Source organism: Bradyrhizobium sp. SOJA106 (genome assembly GCF_059448745.1).
Map to the genome: position 1 here is coordinate 2,214,662 of NZ_CM182549.1, position 22,387 is coordinate 2,237,048.

Annotated in this window: 19 protein-coding genes and 1 pseudogene; 9 read left to right on the forward strand and 11 right to left on the reverse strand. The window is 60.6% G+C overall.

All coding sequences use genetic code 11. The features are described from left to right. Positions 1-22: 22 nt before the first annotated feature. Complete coding sequence (gene pobA, locus AC5V87_RS09750; RefSeq protein WP_495370809.1) at positions 23-1,195, forward strand: 4-hydroxybenzoate 3-monooxygenase; 1,173 nt, start codon at positions 23-25, stop codon at positions 1,193-1,195. A 43-nt stretch (positions 1,196-1,238) separates the two neighbouring features. On the opposite strand, the gene AC5V87_RS09755 is transcribed toward pobA, so the two are convergent. From AC5V87_RS09755 to AC5V87_RS09765, 3 genes and pseudogenes are all read right to left on the reverse strand, one after another. Next, the gene (locus AC5V87_RS09755) at positions 1,239-3,389 is read right to left on the reverse strand and encodes a CHASE2 domain-containing protein (protein WP_495370810.1); all 2,151 of its coding nucleotides are present in this window, start codon (positions 3,387-3,389) and stop codon (positions 1,239-1,241) included. A 19-nt stretch (positions 3,390-3,408) separates the two neighbouring features. Then, positions 3,409-4,077, reverse strand: a complete 669-nt coding sequence (locus tag AC5V87_RS09760; protein WP_495370811.1) for a hypothetical protein — start codon at positions 4,075-4,077, stop codon at positions 3,409-3,411. A gap of 186 nt (positions 4,078-4,263) precedes the next feature. Continuing rightward, positions 4,264-4,746: pseudogene (locus tag AC5V87_RS09765) on the reverse strand (HD-GYP domain-containing protein); the annotation flags it as partial. 205 nt (positions 4,747-4,951) lie between these two features. Between AC5V87_RS09765 and AC5V87_RS09770 the strand changes: the two are divergent. After that, on the forward strand, positions 4,952-5,395 hold the full coding sequence (locus tag AC5V87_RS09770; RefSeq protein WP_495370812.1) for a hypothetical protein: 444 nt from the start codon (positions 4,952-4,954) through the stop codon (positions 5,393-5,395). A 107-nt stretch (positions 5,396-5,502) separates the two neighbouring features. Beyond that, positions 5,503-5,787 (forward strand): hypothetical protein, encoded by a 285-nt coding sequence (locus tag AC5V87_RS09775; RefSeq protein ID WP_495370813.1) that lies wholly within the window; start codon positions 5,503-5,505, stop codon positions 5,785-5,787. A 583-nt stretch (positions 5,788-6,370) separates the two neighbouring features. On the opposite strand, the gene AC5V87_RS09780 is transcribed toward AC5V87_RS09775, so the two are convergent. Continuing rightward, positions 6,371-6,736, reverse strand: coding sequence for a VanZ family protein (locus AC5V87_RS09780; protein ID WP_495370814.1), 366 nt, complete (start codon positions 6,734-6,736; stop codon positions 6,371-6,373). 1,089 nt (positions 6,737-7,825) lie between these two features. Next, positions 7,826-7,999, reverse strand: coding sequence for a hypothetical protein (locus AC5V87_RS09785; protein ID WP_456840323.1), 174 nt, complete (start codon positions 7,997-7,999; stop codon positions 7,826-7,828). Between the two features lie 563 nt (positions 8,000-8,562). On the opposite strand from AC5V87_RS09785, the gene AC5V87_RS09790 reads away from it, so the two are divergent. From AC5V87_RS09790 to AC5V87_RS09805, 4 genes are all read left to right on the forward strand, one after another. Then, the gene (locus tag AC5V87_RS09790; RefSeq protein ID WP_495370815.1) at positions 8,563-8,871 is read left to right on the forward strand and encodes a hypothetical protein; all 309 of its coding nucleotides are present in this window, start codon (positions 8,563-8,565) and stop codon (positions 8,869-8,871) included. Positions 8,872-9,136: 265 nt separating this feature from the next. Then, a complete protein-coding gene (locus AC5V87_RS09795) occupies positions 9,137-9,292 on the forward strand; it encodes a hypothetical protein (RefSeq protein WP_456840321.1) in 156 nt (51 codons plus the stop codon). A 450-nt stretch (positions 9,293-9,742) separates the two neighbouring features. Continuing rightward, a complete protein-coding gene (locus tag AC5V87_RS09800) occupies positions 9,743-10,015 on the forward strand; it encodes a hypothetical protein (RefSeq protein WP_456840320.1) in 273 nt (90 codons plus the stop codon). A gap of 61 nt (positions 10,016-10,076) precedes the next feature. Then, positions 10,077-10,496 (forward strand): hypothetical protein, encoded by a 420-nt coding sequence (locus tag AC5V87_RS09805; protein WP_456840319.1) that lies wholly within the window; start codon positions 10,077-10,079, stop codon positions 10,494-10,496. Positions 10,497-11,016: 520 nt separating this feature from the next. On the opposite strand, the gene AC5V87_RS09810 is transcribed toward AC5V87_RS09805, so the two are convergent. The 3 genes from AC5V87_RS09810 to AC5V87_RS09820 form a co-directional block, all read right to left on the reverse strand. Further along, positions 11,017-11,661, reverse strand: coding sequence for a hypothetical protein (locus AC5V87_RS09810; protein ID WP_456840317.1), 645 nt, complete (start codon positions 11,659-11,661; stop codon positions 11,017-11,019). Positions 11,662-11,676: 15 nt separating this feature from the next. Continuing rightward, the gene (locus AC5V87_RS09815; protein WP_456840316.1) at positions 11,677-12,387 is read right to left on the reverse strand and encodes a metallophosphoesterase family protein; all 711 of its coding nucleotides are present in this window, start codon (positions 12,385-12,387) and stop codon (positions 11,677-11,679) included. Between the two features lie 355 nt (positions 12,388-12,742). Next, entirely contained in the window at positions 12,743-16,882 is a 4,140-nt protein-coding gene (locus tag AC5V87_RS09820; protein WP_495370816.1) for a hypothetical protein, read from the reverse strand. A 626-nt stretch (positions 16,883-17,508) separates the two neighbouring features. On the opposite strand from AC5V87_RS09820, the gene AC5V87_RS09825 reads away from it, so the two are divergent. Continuing rightward, on the forward strand, positions 17,509-18,120 hold the full coding sequence (locus AC5V87_RS09825; protein ID WP_495370817.1) for a transglutaminase-like cysteine peptidase: 612 nt from the start codon (positions 17,509-17,511) through the stop codon (positions 18,118-18,120). Here AC5V87_RS09825 and AC5V87_RS09830 read toward each other — a convergent pair. From AC5V87_RS09830 to AC5V87_RS09840, 3 genes are all read right to left on the reverse strand, one after another. Then, the gene (locus AC5V87_RS09830; protein ID WP_495370818.1) at positions 18,078-19,424 is read right to left on the reverse strand and encodes a hypothetical protein; all 1,347 of its coding nucleotides are present in this window, start codon (positions 19,422-19,424) and stop codon (positions 18,078-18,080) included. The two genes, AC5V87_RS09825 and AC5V87_RS09830, sit on opposite strands and share 43 nt — an antisense overlap. Before the next feature lie 175 nt (positions 19,425-19,599). Next, entirely contained in the window at positions 19,600-19,902 is a 303-nt protein-coding gene (locus AC5V87_RS09835) for a hypothetical protein (protein WP_495370819.1), read from the reverse strand. 68 nt (positions 19,903-19,970) lie between these two features. Beyond that, entirely contained in the window at positions 19,971-20,579 is a 609-nt protein-coding gene (locus AC5V87_RS09840) for a hypothetical protein (protein WP_495370820.1), read from the reverse strand. 267 nt (positions 20,580-20,846) lie between these two features. On the opposite strand from AC5V87_RS09840, the gene AC5V87_RS09845 reads away from it, so the two are divergent. Further along, on the forward strand, positions 20,847-22,295 hold the full coding sequence (locus tag AC5V87_RS09845; RefSeq protein ID WP_495370821.1) for an undecaprenyl-phosphate glucose phosphotransferase: 1,449 nt from the start codon (positions 20,847-20,849) through the stop codon (positions 22,293-22,295). Positions 22,296-22,387 lie beyond the last annotated feature (92 nt).

Consider the following 22,387-nt stretch of genomic DNA (forward strand, 5'->3'; position numbering starts at 1 on the left):
GTGCCGACGGGAGGACGCAAAAATGAAAGTTCAGGTCTGCATCATCGGCGGTGGACCGTCCGGGCTGCTGTTGTCCCAGCTCCTTCATCTGAAGGGCATCGACACGATCGTGCTGGAGAAATACAGCCGCGATCATGTGCTCGCCCGGATTCGCGCCGGCGTGCTCGAGCATGGTTTTGCGAAACTGATGCGCGAGGCGCAATGCGGCGAGCGGATGGACCGCGAGGGTGAGATCCACGGCGGATTCGAGATCGCCCATGACGGCAAGCTGTCCCATATCGACCTGCACAAGCATTCCGGCGGCAATTCGGTGCTGGTCTACGGCCAGACCGAGCTGACGCGCGACCTCTACGAGGCGCGCGACCGGCTCGGCGGCAAGGTCGTGCACAATGCCGAGGACGTCACGCCGCATGATCTGACGTCCAACCGGCCTTACGTGACGTACCGCTCGAACGGCGAGACTGTCCGCGTCGATTGCGACTACATCGTCGGCGCCGACGGCTTTCATGGCGTCAGCCGCAAGTCGATCCCGAAGGACGTGCTGCGCGAATACGAGAAGGTCTATCCGTTCGGCTGGCTTGGTGTGCTGTCGCGCACGAAGCCGGTGTCGCCGGAACTGATTTACGTGAAGCACGAGCGCGGCTTTGCGCTCTGCTCGCTGCGGTCTCAGGTATTGAGCCGCTACTACGTCCAGGTGCCGCTGACCGACAAGGTGGAGGACTGGAGCGATGATGCGTTCTGGGCCGAGCTGAAGCGCCGCCTGCCGGACGAGGTTGCCGGCCGCCTGATCACGGGGCCCTCGATCGAGAAGAGCATCGCACCGCTGCGCAGCTTCGTCGCCGAGCCGATGAGCTATGGCCGTCTGTTCCTCGCCGGAGATGCTGCGCACATCGTGCCGCCGACCGGCGCGCGCGGGCTGAACAGCGCTGCCTCCGATATCTACTATCTCTATCACGCCATGCTCGCGCACTATCGGCGCGGCGATGATTCCGGGCTTGCGGGCTATTCCGCCAAGGCGCTGGCGCGGATCTGGAAGGCGCAGCGCTTCTCCTGGTGGATGACGATGATGTTGCATCGTTTCCCCGACCGGCTGGAATATGAGGACCGGCTGCAGCAGACCGAGCTGGAATACCTGCTCTCGTCCGAGACGGCGCAGCGCCTGCTCGCGGAGAATTATGTGGGGCTGCCGTTTTAGCGCGATCTCTCTTCCGCTCCCCTGGAGAGGAGGGTGAGAGAGGTTACTTCCCTTCCAGCGTGTTGACAGGGACCCAATCCAGCGGCGGAGGATTGACCGTCAAAGCTTTCGCGCGCTTGGCGAACAGCGCCGATGCCGGGTCGATCTTCGCAACGCGTTCGAACGCATCAGCCGCCTTCGCGAACTCCCGCGCCCGCCAGCACGCCAGCCCCTCCGCATACGCCGCGGCTACCTTCGTCTGCTCAGCGCTCTCTGCGCCCCTCTCGGCGAGCGGCTCGAACACCTTGATCGCCTCGCCGCGTCCCAAGACCCTGATCGCATCGAGCTCGCGCCATTCAAAGGTGTCGCCGGTCTGCGCGACGGTTGCCTCCGAGGCCATGATCGCGGTGCCGTAATATTTGTTGGCGCCTTCGAGCCGCGAGGCGACGTTCACGGTGTCGCTCATCACGGTGTAGTTGAAGCGGCGGCGGGAGCCGATATTGCCGACCACGGCTTCGCCGCTGTTGAGGCCGATACGGTGCGACAGACGGTGGCCGACGAAGGCTTTATTGCCGGCGTTCAGCTCCGCCAGCTTCTCATGGCACTTCAGAGCGGCGTGGACGGCGTTGCGCGCGTGGGCGGGATCGTCGGCCGGCGCGCCGAACATGGCGACGATGGAATCGCCGATATATTTGTCGACATAGCCGCCATGGCTCTCGATGATATCGGTCATGGCGGAGAGATATTCGTTCATCAGCTTCACCAGCTCGCCCGGTGTCATCTTTTCGGCGATGGAGGAGAAGCCGCTGAGGTCGGAGAAGAACATGGTGACGTTGCGCATCTCGCCGCCGAGCTCCGGCATCTTGCCGGAGGCGACCATGGTCTCGATGATTTCGGGGGCGAGATAGAGCGCAAAGCTCTTGCGCAGGAAACGTTCGTCGCGATCGGCCAGCACGAAGCGGTAGCCGATCATCATCGCGAGCGCGGCAAGGCTCGCGAGCGCCGGCTCGGTCAGCGGCAGCGCCAGGGCGTGGACGAAAGCCCCGACGGCCACGGCGGTGTAGATGGCGGTGAGACCGAACCATGCCATCACTGCGCCGCCCGGCGCGAGCAGGCAGGCCGCGCAGGCGATGATCGCCGCGAACACGATCGTGAGAATGGCTCGCATGGGAAAACCGAGCTCGGTCACGGCATCGCGCTCGATCAGGTTCCGCACCACGGTGGCGTGCACGAAGACGCCGGCGACATCGCTGCGAGCCTTCCGCGCGGTGCTTGCGGGTGCGGGCAGGGCGCACCGCGGGCCCGGCGCGCCGTCATAACCGCCCGCAAGGCGCATCGATGTCAGCTTGCGGTCCTCGAAATTGAGGATAGTGCCGAGCAGCACGACCTTGCCGTCGAACGCACGGCGGAAGAAATCGGTGTCGCCTTTCTCGACGCAGGCGCGCAGATCAGCGAACGAATAGGTCGGAACGTCGCGAGCCATCCCGCGAAAGTTTAGCGACAGTGTATTCGGCACCGCGCTCGGGATCGTGTAGCCGGACAATTCGGCTGCGCCGGACGGCCCAATTTCGACCTTTACTCCGAGCGCACGGGCGGCGAGCTCGACCGCCATCGCGGGCATCGGCTTGCCGTCGACGGAGAAGCTGAGCGGCATCCGCCGGATGACCTCGTCTGCGTCGGTGTGGACGTTGAGAGCGCGGATATTGCTTTTCACCGCCACTTGTTGCGCGCGGTCGGGCCGTTCCGGATGGTTATTGCTCAGGATCTCACCGAGCACCAGCTTGCCGCTATCGGAAAGCTTCCGCAATGCGATGAGGTAGTCCCGATCGAATCCCTTCAAGCGGCTGCCGAATGGCGCGTCGCCGAATGGAATCTCCGACTGCTCGATCGAGCTTTGAAAGATCACGTCGAAGCCGATCACCTTGGCTCCGCCCTCGGTGATGCTGCCGAGCACCCGGCCGATTTCGCGCGTCCAGGTTTGTGTCGGCGATCCCTTGAACGGCGAGGTGTCGTAGGTCTCTCCGTCGATCGCCACGACGACCACAGGCGAGGCCGCGGGATCGCGGCTGTCACTGGCGATCTTGCCGCGCAGCGCCGTGAGAATGTCGAGCGAGAGACCTTGCAGCGTCTGTAGCGGCGGAGACGTGAACACCGCGCCCGCAAGGAGCGCGATCAGGAACGCCGCAACGATGTCCCGCCTGCCGATCCGTCGCATCGCCCCGTCGCTACGTCGCCTATTCGAGCCGCAGCAGGCGGCCGACGATCGGGGTCGGCGATGACGTGGCGCTGGCGTCGACCTGGAAGGCGTAACGCTTGGCGCCGAGAATGGCGAGATAGCTGCCGCCGGGGGTCAGCGACTTGCCGGCCCTGGCAAAGTCGTAGAACTTGCCGCCGACCATGATCTCGCTCTTGAGCGGCACGCTGATCGTGGGCTCCTTGCCGTCGGTGCGCTCGATCACCAGCGTGCTGCCGCTCTTGGCCTGCACCAGCGGCGCTGTGCCGTAAAGCGTCGGCAGCTTCGATGATGCGTCCTTGGCGTCCGAGCGCATCGTTCGGAAGGTGGTCGCCGCGCTCTGGTTCGCCTCGCGCTCCGACAGTTTCGCCGCGTTGGTATCGCAGGGCACTTTTTCCCGCTTGATCTCGCCGAGCTGCACGGTGCTCTGCTCGGCGCCGACCAGGACGACGCCTTCGCTGATGGTCTCGCGCTGGCATGATTTGAGATAGCTGAGCGTGATGCTGGCCTTGGGACCGAGCTTGATGATTTTGCCCGGCGCCACATAATCCATGAACGCGACGCCGTCGACCTTGCCCTGCACGTCCTCGACGATTGCGGCCGGCGTCTCGGCCGAAGCGGGGGCCGCAAGGCAGAACGCGCCGACAGCGGCGCCGATCAGGCTTTTCATGGGAATGCTCATCCAGTTCGACCGATGCTGTACCGGTCCCCGTCCTGGTCCGATGCTTAGCAGCGGTGCGCCCAGGCATGTGTGACCAGAATCACTCTTGGTATTGGTGCCACTCTAGCAGCAACAGGTTCAACCCGGCGACCGGAGAAAGCGGAGCCGTGGCAAGCTGTTGGCCGAATGGATATATCAGGCCGCCGGGATGGCCGGACGGCTCTCCGTCGCACACTCTATATTGGGCAAGAGTGTCGCCTCGGTCTGATATGGCGTCGCCTGTTGCGCGGCGGCGATCTCGACGACCTCGTCCCAGCGCTCGTGATGGCCTGCCGCAATTTGCGCCCCGAGCTGGATCAGCTCGCAGCTGGAGTCCGCCAGGATCCTCTCGCCGATCGTCGCATGGGTCCGGATCACCGCCATCTCCTCGTCGGTCAGCCGGCCAGGCTTGAGCAAGATGTTGTCGGGGATGGCGACCTTGCCGACGTCATGCAGGGGCGCGGCCAAGTAGATGTCGCGGCAGAGCCGGGCCGACAGGCCGAGCTGCTCGGCGATGATGCGGCTGTACCGGGCGACCCGCAGCGTGTGCTCGCCGGTGTCGTTGTCGCGATATTCGACCGCGAGTGCGAGCCGCAGGATGATCTCCTCCTCGCGCTCGCCGAGCTTCCGTGTCGCCGCCACGCGCAGGGTCAACGCGGTTGAGGCCGCGGATGACGGCATAGAATTGTTCTGACGTCGGCCGTCGCGCCTTTGCGCGCGCCGCCAGCAATTTGACGGGTTCGCTTTGCGGGGCATTAACCGTGGCGAAATGCTCGTCGCATCGGTCATTGTCGCGCCCCAGAGTTCGTCGCAAATACGCATGGAATTGCGACGGATGTTCTTCATGCTGAGAGACGGCAAATACGCTGCCTGGTTCAGAACCCCACGTGGCCAGGGCACCGGCGTCGTACATCTGGCCGAAGGGCGGATCTCGGGCAGCGACAGCTTCTTCACCTATGGCGGATCCTATCGCGTCGACGAGCAGCGCTTCACCGCCCTCCTGACCACCAAGCGGTATGCCGATGGCCCGCCGACCGTGTTCGGGCACGACGAGGTCGAGGTCGAGCTCTCCGGCGTGTGCAGTGGGGCGATGGCGACCTGCTCCGGAAGAGCGAGGCAAGCGCCTGACGTGATGTTCGAGGCGACGTTGATCTACAGCCAGGAAGATCAACCTGCCGTCGAGGGGCGGCGCGGGGTCGTGAAGCTCAATGACAAGTTGCCCAGGGGGCTCGACAGCCGGTCCCGGCCGCGCCACTTCCCCGGACCACCCAGGTCTCCCGCATCTTAGTATTGCATTGACGCTGTTGCCTCGAAAAGACGCTGGGGCCGCGCCGAAGCAACCGTGCCTTTAGACGTGGAATCTAAATCTGAAGCCAGATAACAGTGGTGGAAAACATGCCTCAGATCTGGATGACTTATGACGAACTCGGAAGACTGTGCGACTGCGGCAGCAGTGAAGCCCGGTTGAGAGCCATTCACCTGTCACTTGACCGTCGCAAGAGCCGCGACGGAACGACGCGCGTCAAACTGGATCTGGCGTTGACAGCCAAGTTCTTCGCCTCCGTCCGCGAGTCTGATTTCGATCTCGACGGCGCCATCGAGGCGCTCCAAGCCACGCATCGGCAGATGGCCGAGCTCCTGACACCGCACGAATTCCTCGGCCGGCGCGGGGTCGCGTAAGCGATTCCCCGAATCGGGGGCGATCGCAATCGTCGGCGAGATTTATTCAGCAATACATCACGCTGGAGTTGATTGTCGGACGCAGCATGAAGCACCTGTTCTCTCCGGCTGGCGGGCTTGATCGATGTCGCCGGCCAGTTGTAGGCATTCTCGATCAATATCTGGAGGGCCGGACGCAACACGCATTCCGGCGCAACTGGCAACAGGCCTACTGTTGACGGCCAATTCCTAACTCTTTCTGCAATTGCGGCGAAAGTCCCATCGCGCCCTCGGTACGTCCTTGGCCGGTTCCCAGGTTTCGAGTCGACGTTGTCGGAGAGGGGGATGCACCCGTAGCGCTAGTCATCGGGGTGGGTGAACTCGACATAGTGCCGGTGTAGCCGCTGCGCACACCGCTCGGATAAGTGCCTTGGGCGATTGCCGAGTGCGATGTGGCAATGAGCAAAGCTCCACCCAGGAGCACATGAAGTTTACCGGCCATCGTTCAAATCCTCTAAACAGGGTGTGTGCATTGTGGATCAGAAGCCGCAGTTTGCCAATCTGCGTCATGCTGCGAGCTTTGAGCAGAGCGTGCAGAACGTGTCTACGATGGAGCTCTGGGCAAAAAGGCAAGAATCGCCTGAGCAAACAGGACGCCGACTGTTCCGCCTGCTGCCTTCTGCAGCACATCCACCAGGGCCGGATCGCGATCGGGCGTCAGAGCCTGCAGAACCTCGAGCCCGATTGCGACGGACAGCACGAGCATGCAAGCCAGGCGGAAGCGTCCAGGCAGCAAAAAAGACAAGAGAAAGCCCAGCAGCCCATAAGCGCTGAACCGCTCGACGACGACGATCCAATAGGCTTCGTGATGGCCGACAAGCACGGGGCGACCTGCCAATTTCGCCAGGGTGGCGTAAGTTATCAGCGCGAGGCAGATGCCAGTGGCCGCAACGAGGGGCTTCCGAAACATGTCAGCACCATACCGCAATTTTGCGAGCTGATGCCGGGAAACCCTTTGCTATCGTTAAGGAGGCCGCGCCTCTCCGTCCGACGAGAGTGCTCACCGACGCTTCGCAACAACGGATGCGCCAACCTTCATCGGGGCGCGGCGAGGGCTGGACCGGAACAACCTGCCAGGATCAGCCGCTACGACGGCCGTTTGATGCAACCCTCGGCATCTGAGCGACATTTCCCCCGTGGGGACGGATCAGGAATTGTGGAGGCTCGGACGACTTGGAGGGGCGCACATAAGGCTTCAACTTGAGGTATTTCGTACGACGCCTCTGCGAGATGACGGATCGCGTTCCATAACCAGCCGCGAACGAAATTGCCACGATGGCAGCCAGGAGTATGATGTCGAACATGCGAGAGAACCACCATCGGAGCACTTGCGTGTCCGATACCGGTGCTGGTCAACATTCATAAGGCAGTTTTGCGGACTTCCGATGACTCGCGATCACATGAATTTGCCTGGGATGACCGGAACTTTGTCCCCGTCCGCAGAATGCTCATCGAGGAACGTGTGTCAACATCATGACCCTTGCGTCACGCCCGTTCAGGAGGCAATTCGCCTGAACCTGCGTCGGCGCCGCCGTGAACGCAGCTCGCGAATGGCGTAACCCGCGGCAAACCCAGCCGCAAAAATAGCCAATACGAAGAGCAGCGCCAGCATGGCACCACTCGAAGCATTTGCCGTGCCAGCTCGGATTCGTCAGATAAAGGCGCTTCCTTGCAGGCGGCTGCTTTCGAGCCGCATCGTCAACCTGCTGTTCCTAGGCAAACAAGCACAGCCTTTTGTGTCGTGCCCTCGAGTGCTGCCGGTCCACGTCTCTCAAATCACTTCGATCACTATCTGAGCGTGGATACCTTGGCCGACGGGCCGCGTGACACAAAGGCGCAGCACCACGAATGCAACGTTAAGGGCTAGCCAGATCGATGCCGCGACAGTGAACTAATGTGTCACAGCGGAGTCCCCGCTTCTCGGCAGATCTTGCCGAAACAGCGCGAAGAACGGGGCGTGATTCCCTAAGCGACTCAGGCGGCCTTCGCCAGCTGCTAGCTAGCCTTTCTTCGCTGCCTTCGACTTGAGTGAAAGGCCGAGGCGCAAGGCCATCCGCTTGATTGCGTCGGGCGATCGCCCGAGCTGTTTTGCTGCATCTTCCAGCGAAGTCGAAGACTTGGCCAATTGCATGAGGCGGCGGTCTTCCTTGAATGACCAGGGCTTGCGCGCCATAATCGAAACTACCCTCTCACATCGATACGACGACAAAGCCGCCAAGCGGACCCATGTTCGCTCAGCGGCTTTGCTTGGGTGGGGCCGGGCCTTGGGGGAAGCCCGGTACGACGATGGATATGCGATCCGCCGAAACGCGCAACAAAGACTGGGAATTAAGCTAACCTCTCAACCTTACCGCTACGAAGCTGGTGCCGGATCTACGTATAACCACGGGAGTTTTTCGTCAGTGACGGCGGCTTACGGACAAGTGGCTGAAACCGAGGATGCTTCCATTATGGCTTCCGCAGAACTGGTTTGCGCGAACTGGATTCAAGAGATGGCTACTGTCGAGTTCGAAGCGCGAGTTGATGTTCCAGGCCTCGCCGTCTTTGCTCTGTTGGCTCTCTACCGGTCGTTGCTGACACAGTCGCCCCGATGAACTACTCTGCGGTTCGAATAGTCAGACCATCGCAATGCTCGCTATGAGACCAGATTTCGGCGCCATGATTGCGTTGGTCGTGACGATCCATGCGTGGTGCGGTCAAGCTTGGGCCGGCGACGGGATATCAACGACTGGTTCGATGGCCGAAAGCCAGGCTAGTGATCCCGTCGCATCCCCCGATAGTCATATTTCCCGTCAAGATTGGAAGCGCCGGATCGAGCAAGCTCGCTCGCGGGCTGAGCAGGCACGACGGGAGTGGCGGCAAAATGCGCCGTTGCGAACGTTCGTGTCAGATCCGCCGGAGAAGATCGCCACTGAACGGGTGCTGAGCGATGACACGCTGCAGCCGGGCGACATCGTCTCGACGGACAAGGGCTTCTTTGTGTTTCTCGGGCGGTCGGGAGCCGACCGACAGGCTGCGGATTTCGCGCCGATAGCTCCGCGCTAGCTTGCTCGCGGCGAGATACATTTCTCGCTCGCACTCACGCCTTGCAACATCGTGCTGATCGAGACGAAGCGAATCATCGCGCGCGAAATCGTGACGCTCGTGTCCACTCTGGTTCACAATCGATCAACTCATGATGGGCGCATGCAACGTCATCCCCGGTGAATTCTCCCTCGATGGAGTCCTGCACCTCATCTCATGAGGACGCGTCACGAGATCGTCGAATTCATTCGCTTATGATCGTGCAAACAACAATGCGAACACGCAGATGCTTCAAAAAGCTTGGACGACGCTGCCTCTCACCAAGATCAAGGAACGGGCATTCGAAGGCGCGTTCTTCAGTGTTGTGCTGATCGCGATGGCCGGCTGGGTCTATTTCATCACGCTATTGCTGCTGAGATTGATCCTGTGGTTCGTCGGCTGACTGCATGCGGATGATCGATCCTCAAGCAGATGGCTGCCCAACATTTCTCGCGCGTGAGAACGAAATCAGCAGAGCTCATCATGATGTCGACAAATCTGAAGGATGAGAATCCTGCGTCTGGGACAAGGAAACGTTCCGCAAATGGAAAGATTTCCCAATGACATCGGTCTTGATCGTAGGCTTGATCTTCTTCGCCGGCTTCGGAGTTGGCTATCTCGCGCGTGCCTGGCGTTCGCGCAAGCGCAAGCACATGCGCCAACTTTACGCGCCCTATCGCGCGCCGACATCCCGGCCGGCCGCGCGGCGAGCATTTTGAGACTAGACAACTGGAAGACAGCTAGCGTGATGACAGCATCCGTACGGAGCGACTGGGCGGCGCCCGCGTGTGGGCCTATGGCTGCCGGCTTGGCACGCTAAGCGGACCGTGGATCTGGGAAGGGGCGGCGCGTCATGACTGATCTGAGGAACAATGCACCGCGGCGATATTGCGTGGATGCGGGCGGGCGACGAGTTTTGATTGGGCTGACCCTTGAAGAGACCTTCGAGTTCGAACGGCTGGACAGCAAACCGGTTGCCGACCTATCCGAGGGCCAAGTTCTCCGCGACGGGAAGGTCCCGTGGCCGGCAGCCGGCGAGCGGCGTTGGCAGGAGCTGTACGCCAAGCACGACGGAGCCTGGAAGGCGTGGTTGGTGCAGAACCGTGGTGAACGGGCCAGGCTTTAGGCTTTATTAACTATCCCGGACCCATTTTCTGGTCTGGCGCTTCCAATCGGAAAATGAACGCATGTTCCAGCTGTTCTTGCGGGGTCGCACCCACAACTTCTTGAGAGGCCATAGCCGGGGAGAGCAGGAGTTTCGTGCACGTTCGCCCGAACGCGACATGGAAACGGATCGCTCCCGGATCGGGGCCATCATGACAGCGATCGAAGATGCGCTGCACGCTGCCGAGCGTGAGCAGTCAGGCCTGAGCCGCCGCGTGGAAGACGTGCTCGCGCGGGCTGCCGTGACGTTCGGCAATGGCGATGACGAGTATCTGGAGCGCGAAGACCTGGACAATCACCATCAGGATCTCTTCGACAAGGAGATCCTGAACGGGCAGCGCAGGCTCAAGGAGCTGGGCTCCTCAATCGCGCACTTCAAATTCCTGAAGGCGGCAATGCTGAGCCGCTTTCCGGAGTTCAGGCCACCCACCGGCGCAAATTAGCTAGACTGCACCGCAGCCATTGAAGCCAACGGCAAATCGGAGCCCTGATAGCGCCTCAACCGGCGTCTGCGCTCAGGCAGCGAATCTGCGCGCCTTAGTATTGAAGTACGCGCTCCGGGAATGCGGGATTTGCATAGCGCGCGTATGTGCGAACGCGACCGTAGTAGTAGTGAGGCTCGTCCCGGGTTCGCGGATCAAAAGCGTAGGAATATGCCTGTCCGAGCGAACGATGCCGGACATGGACCACGATCGGGCAGCCGCAGCGCGGACCGCAATAAGGGTTGGGGCCGCGATCGATATAGGGAACAGCCGTAGCGTGACGAACGGCGACTGGCGGAACGGCGTAGTCGGCGGCGAGAGACGGTGAGGCGACGGCGGTCAGGCTCGTCGCAAGGGCGAGAAATCCGAAAAGAGATCGCATGGCTGTATTTCCCCAATTGGGACAATCTTAAACGTTCTCGTCCGAACCGGCAAGTTGGTCTCTGGACAGCCGGGTATCGTGCAATAAACGGACAAACTTCTAGCTGCGTAGCGCGCCGACAAAGGAGGGGTCGACCGCCTGCACGGCTTGCTCCAGGAAGACTTTGCCCTGCTTGGAGGCTTGCCGGTAGGCCCTAACGAGCGTCGCCCTCAATTCCGGGCGGCGCGTCAACATCAGGCGCACGTCGCCTCGCGCGAGGTCCGCAAGCTCAAGATCGAAAAGTGCATCGGCAGAGGTCGCGGTATAAAGCCGCAGCGGCATCAAACGAGCATCATTCGCCCCCGTGATGTAGGCCATCCTGAGCGCGCCGACCACCGCCGGACCACTGGGGTCACGTTGGGCTTCGAGAAGGGCTAGGGTCAGCCATAACTCGGCGTCATACGGCGTTACGGACAGGGCCGATATGACGCGCAATCGGGCATGATCGTTCCTCGGAGAGATTTTTCCATCCCGAATGGCATGTAGTGCTTCGATGAGCGTGTGATTGCTTTCGAGGTCCGATCTGAAGGGAATGCCACCGGGCCAACCGGGAGCTTCGTGCAGCTGTACCGACAGCTTGGGATCGTCAGGAAAAACGGGCCGCGCACTCGCAGCCAATTCCGCGGCGCCAGAGACGAAGCCGTAGCATCCTACGAGCAGCGACAAGGCAATCAGGCTGATCCGGAAGAGCATCGACGAACCCATGGCCGAGCATTGCGCTCAAAGCGCCAGGAGACTATGCCCTTGAATAGTCAACAACGTCAAATTGCCGGTTGCATAGGCGCCCGTGTCGATATTGATCCGGTTAGGACGGATATCGGGCTCCTGAACCGGTGTGTGTCCATGGACGACGTATTTGCCGAAAAAGGCTTCGCTTCGTAGAAATTCCTCTCGGATCCAGAGGAGGTCGTGCTCCTGCTGACGTGCCAGCGGGACGCCCGGTCTGACGCCGGCGTGAACGAAGAAGAAGTCCCCGCAGACAAAGCGAGGGCGCAGACCTTGAAAGAATCGATGCTGATGAAGCGGAATTCTTGCTGACAGCTCCTGGATGAGTTCGGCTTGTTCCGCTGCGCTGGGGTTGAGAGAGGGTTTGAGGCCGTAGGACGCCAGCGTCTGCAGGCCGCCGAACTGCTTCCATTGATCGAACTGGGCGGGGTCTTTCAGGACATCCAGCAGGAACTCCTCGTGATTGCCCTTGAGAAACACCGACTCATGCTTGCGGCCTCGTTCGATCAAAAGTTCGATGGTGCGGTACGAATCCGGGCCACGATCGATGTAGTCGCCGAGAAAGACATGGATCGGCCGCATCGAGCCGATCGTCGTGAGATCCTTGTCGATGACCGTAAACATCTGCTCGAGAAGATTGGCGCATCCGTGGACGTCGCTGATCGCATAGATGCGGATGCCATTCGGCAACCTCGGCTTCGGCATTTGCGCCTTCGAACGGGGCCATTTGATCATAGCGACTTGGGGACCTGTAACGCCTGCAGGTAATACGATTCGGATAACGCGACCGTACCTCCCATCCTAAACAGATTCAGTAAGCAATTGTGCCCAAGTGGTATGAGCCGGTCCTATAGAGGGTATCGGAAAGGGCGGGAAGTGCGCCAAACGTCTCATTCTCGAGCCGATGGGCAATCAATCTGGCGCTATCTTGCGGGCATCTACCGGGGGCGGTTTTCCGGTCTGTTCGTGCCGTGATCCGCGTGTCTGGCCGGCGGCGACAAGCATGCATCGCCGGCCATGAGCTTGATGTTCGCCCGGTCTTCATTCGCGTTTAGCGGCCCTACACCATCACCAGATGATCGCGGATCCAAGCGGCGTCGTGGCGTAAATCGGCCAGCTGCTGAGTGGTCGCTTCCTCGACCATGGCGATAGAGGCGGTGTGTCCGGCGGCGTCCACCACGTAGCCTCCATACTGCTGATAGGCTCTCGCAACCGCCAAGCCCTCCGGCGTCAGACCAGCGTGCTCGACATCAAGGTCGGTTGGCAGGGCGAAGTGGGCTCCGACCGGGATTGTACCCTTGTAGGTGTTGACGCTCCCGCCATCGGCCGCCACGGCAGGGAAGACGAACTGGTCGAGTTGGCTGGTCCCTGCCTTGAGTTGGGTCGGGTCCAGTTCGATGGCCATGGCGTGGTTGATCGAAAGGCTATTCAACTCGTCGGTCGTGATGAGGCCTCCGAGAAGAGACGCACCTGATGCGCGGACTCCCGCGCCGACGCCCACTGCGGTTCCCCATCCGGTGCCGTTCAGGTCACCTTCAACGAGGTAGCTCGCATGCCAGGTCTGGCTTGCCGAATCGTAGCTGGCTTTCCACGCCTCCCAATAGTGGATGCCGTCAGGATCGGCAAAGACGACCCAGCCGTCGCTGGCATGCGTCGGCGTCAAATTGGTCGGTGTCGTAATCTGCAGCGTTCCGTGCGACGAGAAGCCTCCACCCACGGTTGCCTGGTTCAGAACGTCAAATGTCCACTTCATGCTCGGCGCATCCGACGGCGTGGTGAAGAAGACGTTCTCCGATTGGACCCAGGTGTTGGCGAGACTGGTGCTTTTGAATTGCTGGTTCTGAATCGCGTTCGGATCGGAGTAGTGGACGTTCAGCTCGCTGATGGGCGTATTCCAGAGGCTGCCCGCCGAGAAGAAGTGGTGCCCGGAAAGCTCGAAATCCTGCTGATGAGATATCAAGTCGGCCTTGCTGAGCCCGGAGAATGTCAGCGTGTTGCCGTGCCCGTCGTCGATGACAGCGCCGGCGGCGGTGTCCGTCGTGTGATTCTGCAGCATGTCGGGCACGCTGGTAAAGGCGGTCGAGTCGATTTCAACATGATCGCTGCCGAAGTCAAAGGAGGCGATCGTGTCGTGACCGAAATCGAACTTGAAGACCAGCGTCTCGGACCCGCTGCTGGTGAAGCTCTCGTCGGCACCACTCGAGTAGACGGTTCGGGTATGCGTGCCGTCGAGAGCGACCTGGTCCTTTGACTTGAGAAAGCCGGTGGCGTCATACACGTCATGTTCGGAGACGTAGGGCGTCGCCGCTGCGTTCGTCAGGTAGACGTCCTTGCTGTTGTCCGCGTGAAGCACGGTCTCCTTGGTGAGTGTGGCCTGACCGTTCACCACCGTATAGAGCTTAGTGTCGGAGATGTCGGCCGAGCCTTTCGGATACGTCAAGACGTCGCTGCTCAGGACGGCATGGCTGGAGACATTCGCATAGGTTCGCGTGTCCGTAGTGCCGTTCGTGTCGATGGTTACCTCTGATTTGAGGACGCCTGTCGTGTCGAAATAGTCGATTATCTTGGTGCCGTCTGCACTCGAAACGTACGTGTAGTCGAGAGTGCCGTCGGCGTGGGTGCGCGCCGCGCTCATGAGGACACCGGCGGCGTTGTAGACGTCGTGCTCGGCGACGTAGGTCTTGCCGCTGATGTTGGACAGATAGACGTCCTTGCTCTTGTCGGTGTGTACGACGGTCTCGCTGGTGAGAACGCCGTTGGTGTAGGCAAGCGTATCCGAGGAGCCGTCTGCCTTCACAACGCTGCTGGACGTCAGCAGGCTGCCATTGGCGTTGTATTGAAGGGATGTCTTGGTGCCGTCTGCGTCCAGTGCGTAGGTGAAGTCGCGGGTGCCGTCGGCATGGGTGCGGATGGTGTTGGTGAGAACGCCGGCGGCGTTGTAGACGTCGTGCTCGGCGACGTAGATCTTGCCGGTGATGTTGGACAGATAGACGTCCTTGGTCTTGTCGACATGCACCACGGTCTCGCCCGTGAGGACGCCGTTGGTGTAGGCGAGCGTATCCGAGGAGCCATCCGCCTTCACGATCGAGCGGGACGTTATGGTGCTGCCGGCGGCGTTGTATTGGAGGATCGTCTTGGTGCCGTCTGCGCCCAGAGTGTAGGTGTAGTCGAGCGTGCCGTCTGCGTGGGTGCGCACCGAACTGGTGAGAGCGCCGGCCGCATCGAAGACGTCGTGTTGAGCGACGTAGGTCCTCCCGGCGATCTGCGAGTAGTAGACGTCTTTGCTCTTGTCGGCATGGATGACCGTTTCGCCGGTGACGACACCATTGGTGTAGGCGAGGGTGTCCGAGGAGCCGTCTGCCTTCACGACGATGCTGGACGTCAGCAGGCTGCCACTGGCGCTGTACTGCAGGGACGTCTTGGTCCCGTCCGCGCCCAGAGTGTAAGTGAAATCGCGGGTGCCGTCGGCATGGCTGCGCACAGCGCTGGTGAGCACGCCGGCGGCGTTGTACACGTCGTGCTCGGCAACGTAGGTCTTGCCGGTGATGTTGGAGAGATAGACGTCCTTGGTCTTGTCCGCATGCAACACCGTCTCGCTGGTCAGGACGCCTTTTGTGTAGGCGAAACTGTCCGACGAGCCGTCGGTCTTCGTGATCGTGCGGGACGTCAGCGCGCTGCCAGTGGCATCGTACTGTAGTGCTGTCTTGGTGCCGTCAGCGCCCAGGTTGAAGGTGTAGTCGAGCGTGCCGTCGGCGTGGTTGCGCACCGAGCTGGTGAGAATGCCGGCCGCGTTGAAGACGTCATGTTGAGCGACGTAGGTCCTGCCGGCGATCTGCGAGTAGTAGATGTCCTTGCTCTTGTCGGCATGGATGACCGTCTCGCCGGTGACGACACCGTTGGTGTAGACGAGGGTGTCCGAGGAACCGTCCGCCTTTGCAACGCTGCTGGACATCAGCAGGCCGCCATTTGCGTTGTACTGCAGGGATGTCTTGGTGCCGTCCGCACCCAGAGCGTAGGTGAAGTCGCGGGTGCCGTCGGCATGGGTACGCACCGTGCTGATAAGGACGCCGCCGGCGTTGTAGACGTCGTGCTCGGCGACATAGGTCTTCCCCGTGATGTTGGAGAGATAGATGTCTTTGCTCTTGTCGGCGTGGACGACCGTGTCGCTGGTGAGCACCCCATTGGAATAGACGGAAGTGTCGGACGAATTGTCCGCACGTACTATCGCACGGGACGCCAGGCTGCCGCTGGCATTGTATTGCAGCATGGTCTTGGTGCCATCTGCGCCTAAAACGTACGTGTAATCGAGAGTGCCGTCGGCATGGGTGCGCGCCGCGCTAACGAGCACACCGGCAGCGTTGTACACATCGTGCTCGGCGACGTAGGTCTTGCCGGTGATGCTGGACAGATAGACGTCCTTGCTCTTGTCGGTGTGTACGACGGCCTCACTGGTGAGAACGCCGTTGGTATAGGCGAGCGTGTCCGAGGAGCCGTCTGGCTTGGTGACCGCGCGGGAGGTTACGGCGCTGCCGGTGGCGTTGTATTGGAGAGCCGTCTTGGTGCCGTCGGCGCCCAGGCTAAAGGTGTAGTCGAGAGTGCCGTCGGCATGGGTGCGCACCGAGCTGGTGAGAACGCCTGCCGCATTGAAAACATCGTGCTGAGCGACGTAGGTCTTGCCGGCGATGTGGGAGTAGTAGACATCCTTGCTCTTGTCGGCATGGACGACCGTTTCGCCGGTGACCACACCGTTGGTGTAGATGAGCGTATCCGAGGAGCCGTCAGCTCCTACAATGCTGCTGGACGTCAGCAGACTGCCGTTTGCGTTGTATTGCAGTGACGCTTTGGTGCCGTCGGCGCTCAGCGTGTAGTTGAAGTCGAGGGTTCCGTCCGCATGGGTGCGGACCATGTTGGTGAGGACACCCGCAGCGTTGTAGACTTCGTGCTCGGCGACGTAGGTCTTGCCGGTGATGTTGGAGAGATAAACATCCTTGCTCTTGTCGGCATGCACTACGGTGTCGCTGGTGAGGACCGCCTGTCCATTGACCGTCGTATAGAGCTTCGTGTCGGACACGTTGGTCGAGCCGGCCGGATATTTGATCACGCTGCTGGAGAGAACGCCGTTCGTGTAGGTCTGGGTCTGCGTCGACCCGTCCGCGAGCTTGGTCGTTGTCGATATAACCGTAGGAGTAGTCGAGGCCATTGGAACCCACCCATGTGTCGAGGCTGATGGATGTGTAGGGCCGAAGACGTCTCTATCGCGCGAAGTCTATCGATGGGTTCTGATCGGTAGAAGCAACCAGACATTAATCGGAAACCGCCAGTCCCGTATTTTGCCCGGCAGTCGTAGTCTTGACTTGCACGATCGCTGCGCGCCGCAACATTGCGCTGGTGTGAGCCGCGCGTTCGAGCCACCAACCGATGCGCGCGCCGAAAAGAACTGCGTCCTATCGTTTTGCTCACATGGGGAACCGTTAGCGCACACTTGCCAAATGGCCGCCTCTCCCCGGGGAAAACGAGGTTCCTATCGCGCGCTCCGGGTTGCAAGGGTGTCTTGTTGACGGATCATGGTCCGTCTCGGAACGGCGGCAGCAGAATTCGTCAGGGTTACCGCATTCCAAAGCCCCGCCGAATTGGCGCCGAGTCTTCGATGGGCGACGACCGCGAGTATTTTCTCGATTTCGGTTCGTCTCGAGCTTGCAGTGGAGATTGGTAAATGACTCGTGTCGAAGAACGAGACCGTTTGATTCCATTTGATTGGTCGAACGGCGCAGAATCTCAAATCGTTCCATCTAGCGTGCTCCTCAAGAGTGTTGTGGGGAGTCAAGCATGCGTAAGATTTCAGCCTGGGTGGTCACGGGGGCCGCCGCGATCGCCCTCGGGTTTCAGCCGGTTCAAGCTGGTCTGTTGGGAATGCCGATGGGACTGCAGTCGGCTATCCAGCACATCAAATTCGAAGCCAATGCGTTGGCTCCGTTCGCGTACACGCAATTCTGTGCTCGATATGTCGATGAATGTCGCAAGCGCCCAATGTTCCGCGGCGGTCCGGTGAAGCTGACGGCCGAGCGATGGGACCAGCTCAACGAAGTCAATCGAGCGGTCAACAGGGACATCATCCCTGAGCGCAACGAGCTTGGACTAGCCGGCGAGACTTGGCTGATCGGTCCGGATCGTGGTGATTGCAACGACTATGCGGTCACGAAGCGCCATCAACTCCTGGCTCAGGGTTGGCCGGCCCGCGCTCTGCTCCTGAGCGAGGTGGTCACCAATTCCGGGGAGCATCATCTCGTTCTCGTCGTTCGCACGAAGAATGGCGATCTCGTGCTCGACAATTTGAGCCCGAGTATCAAGCCCTGGTCCCGCGCACCCTATCGCTGGGTTCGAATTCAGACGCCAGATCACAACAGATTGTGGGCCACGATCGCTTCGCGTCGGGTATGAGCCTTAGTTGCGGCGCTCGTGCGGCCCATGCTCTGCGCCACTCCGATCCCGATCGTGATGGTTGCGAGGATCTGAACGGCGGCATTCAGGAGACCGCTGTCGAGGAACGCCTCGCAAAGCAGGACAATCAGGCCGGCAGCAGCCGTGGAAGCATAACGCGAGTCGCGTCCGCGCCGAACGGCCCCTCGGAACATCACGCCAAAGACATAGGCAACCATCAGGACGATGAAAGCCAACGCCGGTTTGCCCCACTCGATTGCCATTGTGGCCGCGGCGGATGGCAGTTCGATAACCGGCGTTGCTTCGAAATCGCGATAGACGGGCTCGAGCGACTGGAACGTTCCGACCCCATTGCCGAGTTGCGGCGCGTCCGCCATCATGCGCTGCGCCATTGAACGCTGCGCTGCGTTCGCCGCCTGCGCCAAATCAACGATCGTCCACGACGCGATCCCCTGAAGGCGCGTGATCGCTGTTGCGGCCACGATCGCTGTGACGATCGCGAATAGAACGAGCGCGGGCCACCATCCGACCTCAAGATGGCGGCTCGCGGCCACGAGGATGAGTGAGACAACTCCCAGGGCCACTGCTGTCGTCAGACCAATGGAAGCAAGACTGGCCAAGGCGGCGAGTGAGATGCCGAGCCCAACGAGAACGAGTGCGAACTGGACCAGCACTGTCGTTGACACGCCTTGCGCTACGCCGCTGCCCCAATTCCTTCCGATCATCATGATGATCGTTGCTGCGTTCATGAGGACCGACAGTGCACCCGCTGCAGCGAAGGCGGAAGCTGCGCCGTCCGTCGACGGGATCAGGCCGGGAACGCCTCCAAAGCGCGAGATCAGCACCATCGCCGACATGAAGGTCGTTACCGTACTCAATGCATAGAACAGCGTTTCAGCCCGGTGCCGGTCTCGCGTGACAATCACCGTAGAAATAAAAAGCGAGAGCATGGCCAGGTAGACCATAAGGCTTCGTAGTGTGTCGTCCGGTGAAATGCTGACTCTCCCGGCGACGGGCTCGCCAAGGGCTACGGTCGCCATCCTCCAAATTGGATTGACGAGCGCAGGAAAGGGAAGGGGCGTCACCTGGAAGATCATCCATAAAGCGGGCAAGGCGAGCGAGAGCGCCAGCGGACTTATGAACCGAGCTGCACCGGATATCTCGGCCTGTTCTCTCGTGGCTGCGCATACGAGAATCATTGCAGCTGCAGCAGAAACGAGCTGCTCGACCAGAGAGATACGAATGGTTGCCAGCGCGGGGCATGCAGCCAGCACGATGATCAAAAGGCGAACGGAAATCTGCAAGCGAAAATTCTTCGTGCGAGAGTCGGGCAGACGCTATGGGCCGGTGCTTATCGCACATCGAGCGAGGTGTGCCAAATACGCGGATCAGATCCCGACCGATTGGCTTTCGGTTGCGACTCTGCGGATGTCGTGCGCGTCTAGACGTGGAGGGCAGCGCACCGCTCGAACGGAATGATCAGCGGTTTGGCCGCTGCCTGTACAACAGAGCGACGGCCGCAGTGCGCGATCTCGTCGCAGACGGCGTTCTCAATACGGCGAGGACGTGACGGCCGACCAAGCCGAAGCCGTAGCCGATTTGTGTGAGCGCGCCGGCCAAAAAGGCCTGCGACAATGTCGACGCGAAATCCTCGCCATGCAACAGCGCGAGCAGTGTGGCCGCCATGGCCGCGAGCAGAGTAACTGGCACGAGTATCCAGACGCGAAAGCGCCATGCGAGCACCGCACCTACCAGAAATGAAAATAAGGCGACCGGAACCATTTTTGTCTCCCGGCGACCACCTTTTCACCTGGTTCCCTAAGAATCCGTGAAGCTTGGCAAGAGGGCTTCTAGCGCAGCGCGCAGCTTGATCGCAGCGCCCGCATGGCATTGCCCAGTCCTGCGAGGGGAATGATCCCGCGGGTTGGCGTCGGCGTCGTTGCGATCTCTACGTTGAGCTCCGGAAACGTCTGCCAAGGGCCAGCAGCGAGTGCGGATGCGCTCTGCGGTAATACGATCGACTCTGCGCTTTGGTTGACTGTTGCCTCGAGTTGAACTCGATCAGATCCCGCGGCCAGGGTGACTTTTGGGTGGCTTGCGCGAGGCTGTTGTTCCAGCAGGGTCAGCATCACTTCCGTCCCGAACTCTGCGCAACGCAGGCTCAATCCGGCCAGATTCAGGTCCGATCTTGTCGTGTCGGCCGTGCGCATGATTGCGACGATATCCGCACCGCCATTTGGATTGCGCGTCTTGACCAACCGCCAACCTCCATCGAGAGACGTCAATTGGCTCGACGAGTTCAATTGCTGCGATACCGCATCGTCGCAGCGCTGACGCTGGTCTGGATCAGCACCGGGCACGCAACTTTGAGGAAGACGCGTTGAGTCAGCGGATGCAGAGCACGGGAGCGCGATCGCGACCACGAGAAACAATTCGCGGAACATCTTGAAGGTTTCCAACTTGAAGGCTTCGAACCAGACAATTGCCCATTGCGGGCCTTGGCCTTGACGAGCTGATGATCAATTTGGCAGTACTCGTATCATACAAACTTGATGCATTGCGCTGCGCAATCTTATTGCATTGCAGCAAAAAATGTTGTTTCTAACCGTAGTTAATCTCACGTTACGTCTTTGTTGCGGGAGGCGATCTTGATCCCCCACAGTCCGATGGAGCGGGACGCACGCGGGTGCGGGCCAGCGGAGCGTGCGGCCTTGGAGACCTCCGCAATGCAATACCAAACGTTGCCAGGGACGAATTCCGGAGGAGGGCGCGTCAAGATCCCTTACTCCGCCCTGCAATATCTGCTCGCGCTGGCCGACGCGTTCCTGATCGCGTCCGCTGCCGTCGTCGGCGGCGGCCTTTACCAGCTTGTCACGACCGGCGAGTTCAGGAACGCAGACCAGTTGCTTGGCGCTGGCCTTACAGCTGCGTTGCTCTATGTGCTGATTGGTCAATCCGGCGGCTTCTACGATTTGCGCATCGCATTCTCCAAGAGAAGTCGAGACGCCGGGCGCATTTTCGCGCAATGGTCCATGGTCGGCTTGCTGCTGACCCTGCTGGCGTTTCTGATGAAGACCGGGGCGGTTTTCTCACGCGGCTCGATCATCTGCTTCGGCTTGCTTGCCCTGGCGCTGCTTTTGGCCTGCCGCCGCTTTTCGAAACGATTCGTCGCAGCTGCTGTCGCCGACGGCCAGGTGCAGGGCAGGCGTGCCATCGTCATCGGAACGCGGGAAGAACTTGCCGCGCTTGGGGTCGAAGAATTGCTTGAACGCTTCGGTTTGACCGAGATGGCGCGCGTCGTCTTTTCATCGGATCGCAACGGCGGATTTGCGATGACCGAGGAAGAATCGTCGTTGCTCGATCGCGCGCTGGCAATTGGCCGCGAGTCGGCGGTCGACGAAATCGTATTGGCGCTGCCGTGGACCGATACGCGTAAGCTCGAATTGGTGCGGGACCGCCTGAGGGTGTCGCCTCTCCCGGTGCAGTTGGTGCCAGACAGGCGAATTCGTGCGCTGGCTGAGAATCCGTCCTATCGCCTGCGTCGATCTTTATCGATCGAAATCCAGCGCGGGCCGCTGTCGCGCGCGGAACAGTTTTCGAAACGAGTGGTCGACATTGTCGGCGCATCGCTCGGTCTGATCATTCTGGCGCCGCTCATGATTTTGAGCGCCATCGCGATCAAGCTAGATTCTGCCGGCCCCATTTTCTTCCGCCAGCGCCGCAATGGCTTCAACGCCAAGCAGTTTTCGATCTTCAAGTTTCGCACCATGACGGTGATGGAAGACGGGGCTGCGGTGGTTCAGGCCAAGCGCTTCGATCCTCGCGTGACCCGCGTCGGGCGTGTTCTGCGGCGGTCGAGCATCGACGAGGTCCCTCAGCTCTTGAACGTCCTCACCGGCGAAATGTCGCTGGTCGGACCTCGACCGCATGCGTTGGCGCACGACAACCATTACGGTGACCTGCTGGCGGAGTACGCATTCAGGCATCACGTGAAACCTGGAATAACCGGCTGGGCGCAAGTTCGCGGGTATCGCGGCGAGACCGCAAGGGTCGAGCAAATGAAAGGCCGGGTGGATTGCGATCTCTGGTACATCAACAACTGGAGTCTCGCGCTCGACCTGAAGATTTTGATGCTCACCTGCCTCGAGGTCACCCGTCGGGGTAACGCGTACTGACCACATAACAGGCAAAAAATGGGCTGCGCTTAGGCAACTTTTGTCTGAGCGCGATGACGGTCATCTGTGCGGCGTTGCCGATGTAGCTGCGG

Coding starts and splice junctions, on each gene's coding strand:
- pobA (WP_495370809.1), top strand. CDS start 23: ATGAAAGTTCAGGTCTGCATCATCGGCGGTGGACCGTCCGGGCTGCTG.
- AC5V87_RS09755 (WP_495370810.1), bottom strand. CDS start 3,389: ATGCGACGGATCGGCAGGCGGGACATCGTTGCGGCGTTCCTGATCGCG.
- AC5V87_RS09760 (WP_495370811.1), bottom strand. CDS start 4,077: ATGAAAAGCCTGATCGGCGCCGCTGTCGGCGCGTTCTGCCTTGCGGCC.
- AC5V87_RS09770 (WP_495370812.1), top strand. CDS start 4,952: ATGCTGAGAGACGGCAAATACGCTGCCTGGTTCAGAACCCCACGTGGC.
- AC5V87_RS09775 (WP_495370813.1), top strand. CDS start 5,503: ATGCCTCAGATCTGGATGACTTATGACGAACTCGGAAGACTGTGCGAC.
- AC5V87_RS09780 (WP_495370814.1), bottom strand. CDS start 6,736: ATGTTTCGGAAGCCCCTCGTTGCGGCCACTGGCATCTGCCTCGCGCTG.
- AC5V87_RS09785 (WP_456840323.1), bottom strand. CDS start 7,999: ATGGCGCGCAAGCCCTGGTCATTCAAGGAAGACCGCCGCCTCATGCAA.
- AC5V87_RS09790 (WP_495370815.1), top strand. CDS start 8,563: ATGGCCGAAAGCCAGGCTAGTGATCCCGTCGCATCCCCCGATAGTCAT.
- AC5V87_RS09795 (WP_456840321.1), top strand. CDS start 9,137: ATGCTTCAAAAAGCTTGGACGACGCTGCCTCTCACCAAGATCAAGGAA.
- AC5V87_RS09800 (WP_456840320.1), top strand. CDS start 9,743: ATGACTGATCTGAGGAACAATGCACCGCGGCGATATTGCGTGGATGCG.
- AC5V87_RS09805 (WP_456840319.1), top strand. CDS start 10,077: ATGTTCCAGCTGTTCTTGCGGGGTCGCACCCACAACTTCTTGAGAGGC.
- AC5V87_RS09810 (WP_456840317.1), bottom strand. CDS start 11,661: ATGGGTTCGTCGATGCTCTTCCGGATCAGCCTGATTGCCTTGTCGCTG.
- AC5V87_RS09815 (WP_456840316.1), bottom strand. CDS start 12,387: ATGCCGAAGCCGAGGTTGCCGAATGGCATCCGCATCTATGCGATCAGC.
- AC5V87_RS09820 (WP_495370816.1), bottom strand. CDS start 16,882: ATGGCCTCGACTACTCCTACGGTTATATCGACAACGACCAAGCTCGCG.
- AC5V87_RS09825 (WP_495370817.1), top strand. CDS start 17,509: ATGCGTAAGATTTCAGCCTGGGTGGTCACGGGGGCCGCCGCGATCGCC.
- AC5V87_RS09835 (WP_495370819.1), bottom strand. CDS start 19,902: ATGGTTCCGGTCGCCTTATTTTCATTTCTGGTAGGTGCGGTGCTCGCA.
- AC5V87_RS09845 (WP_495370821.1), top strand. CDS start 20,847: ATGCAATACCAAACGTTGCCAGGGACGAATTCCGGAGGAGGGCGCGTC.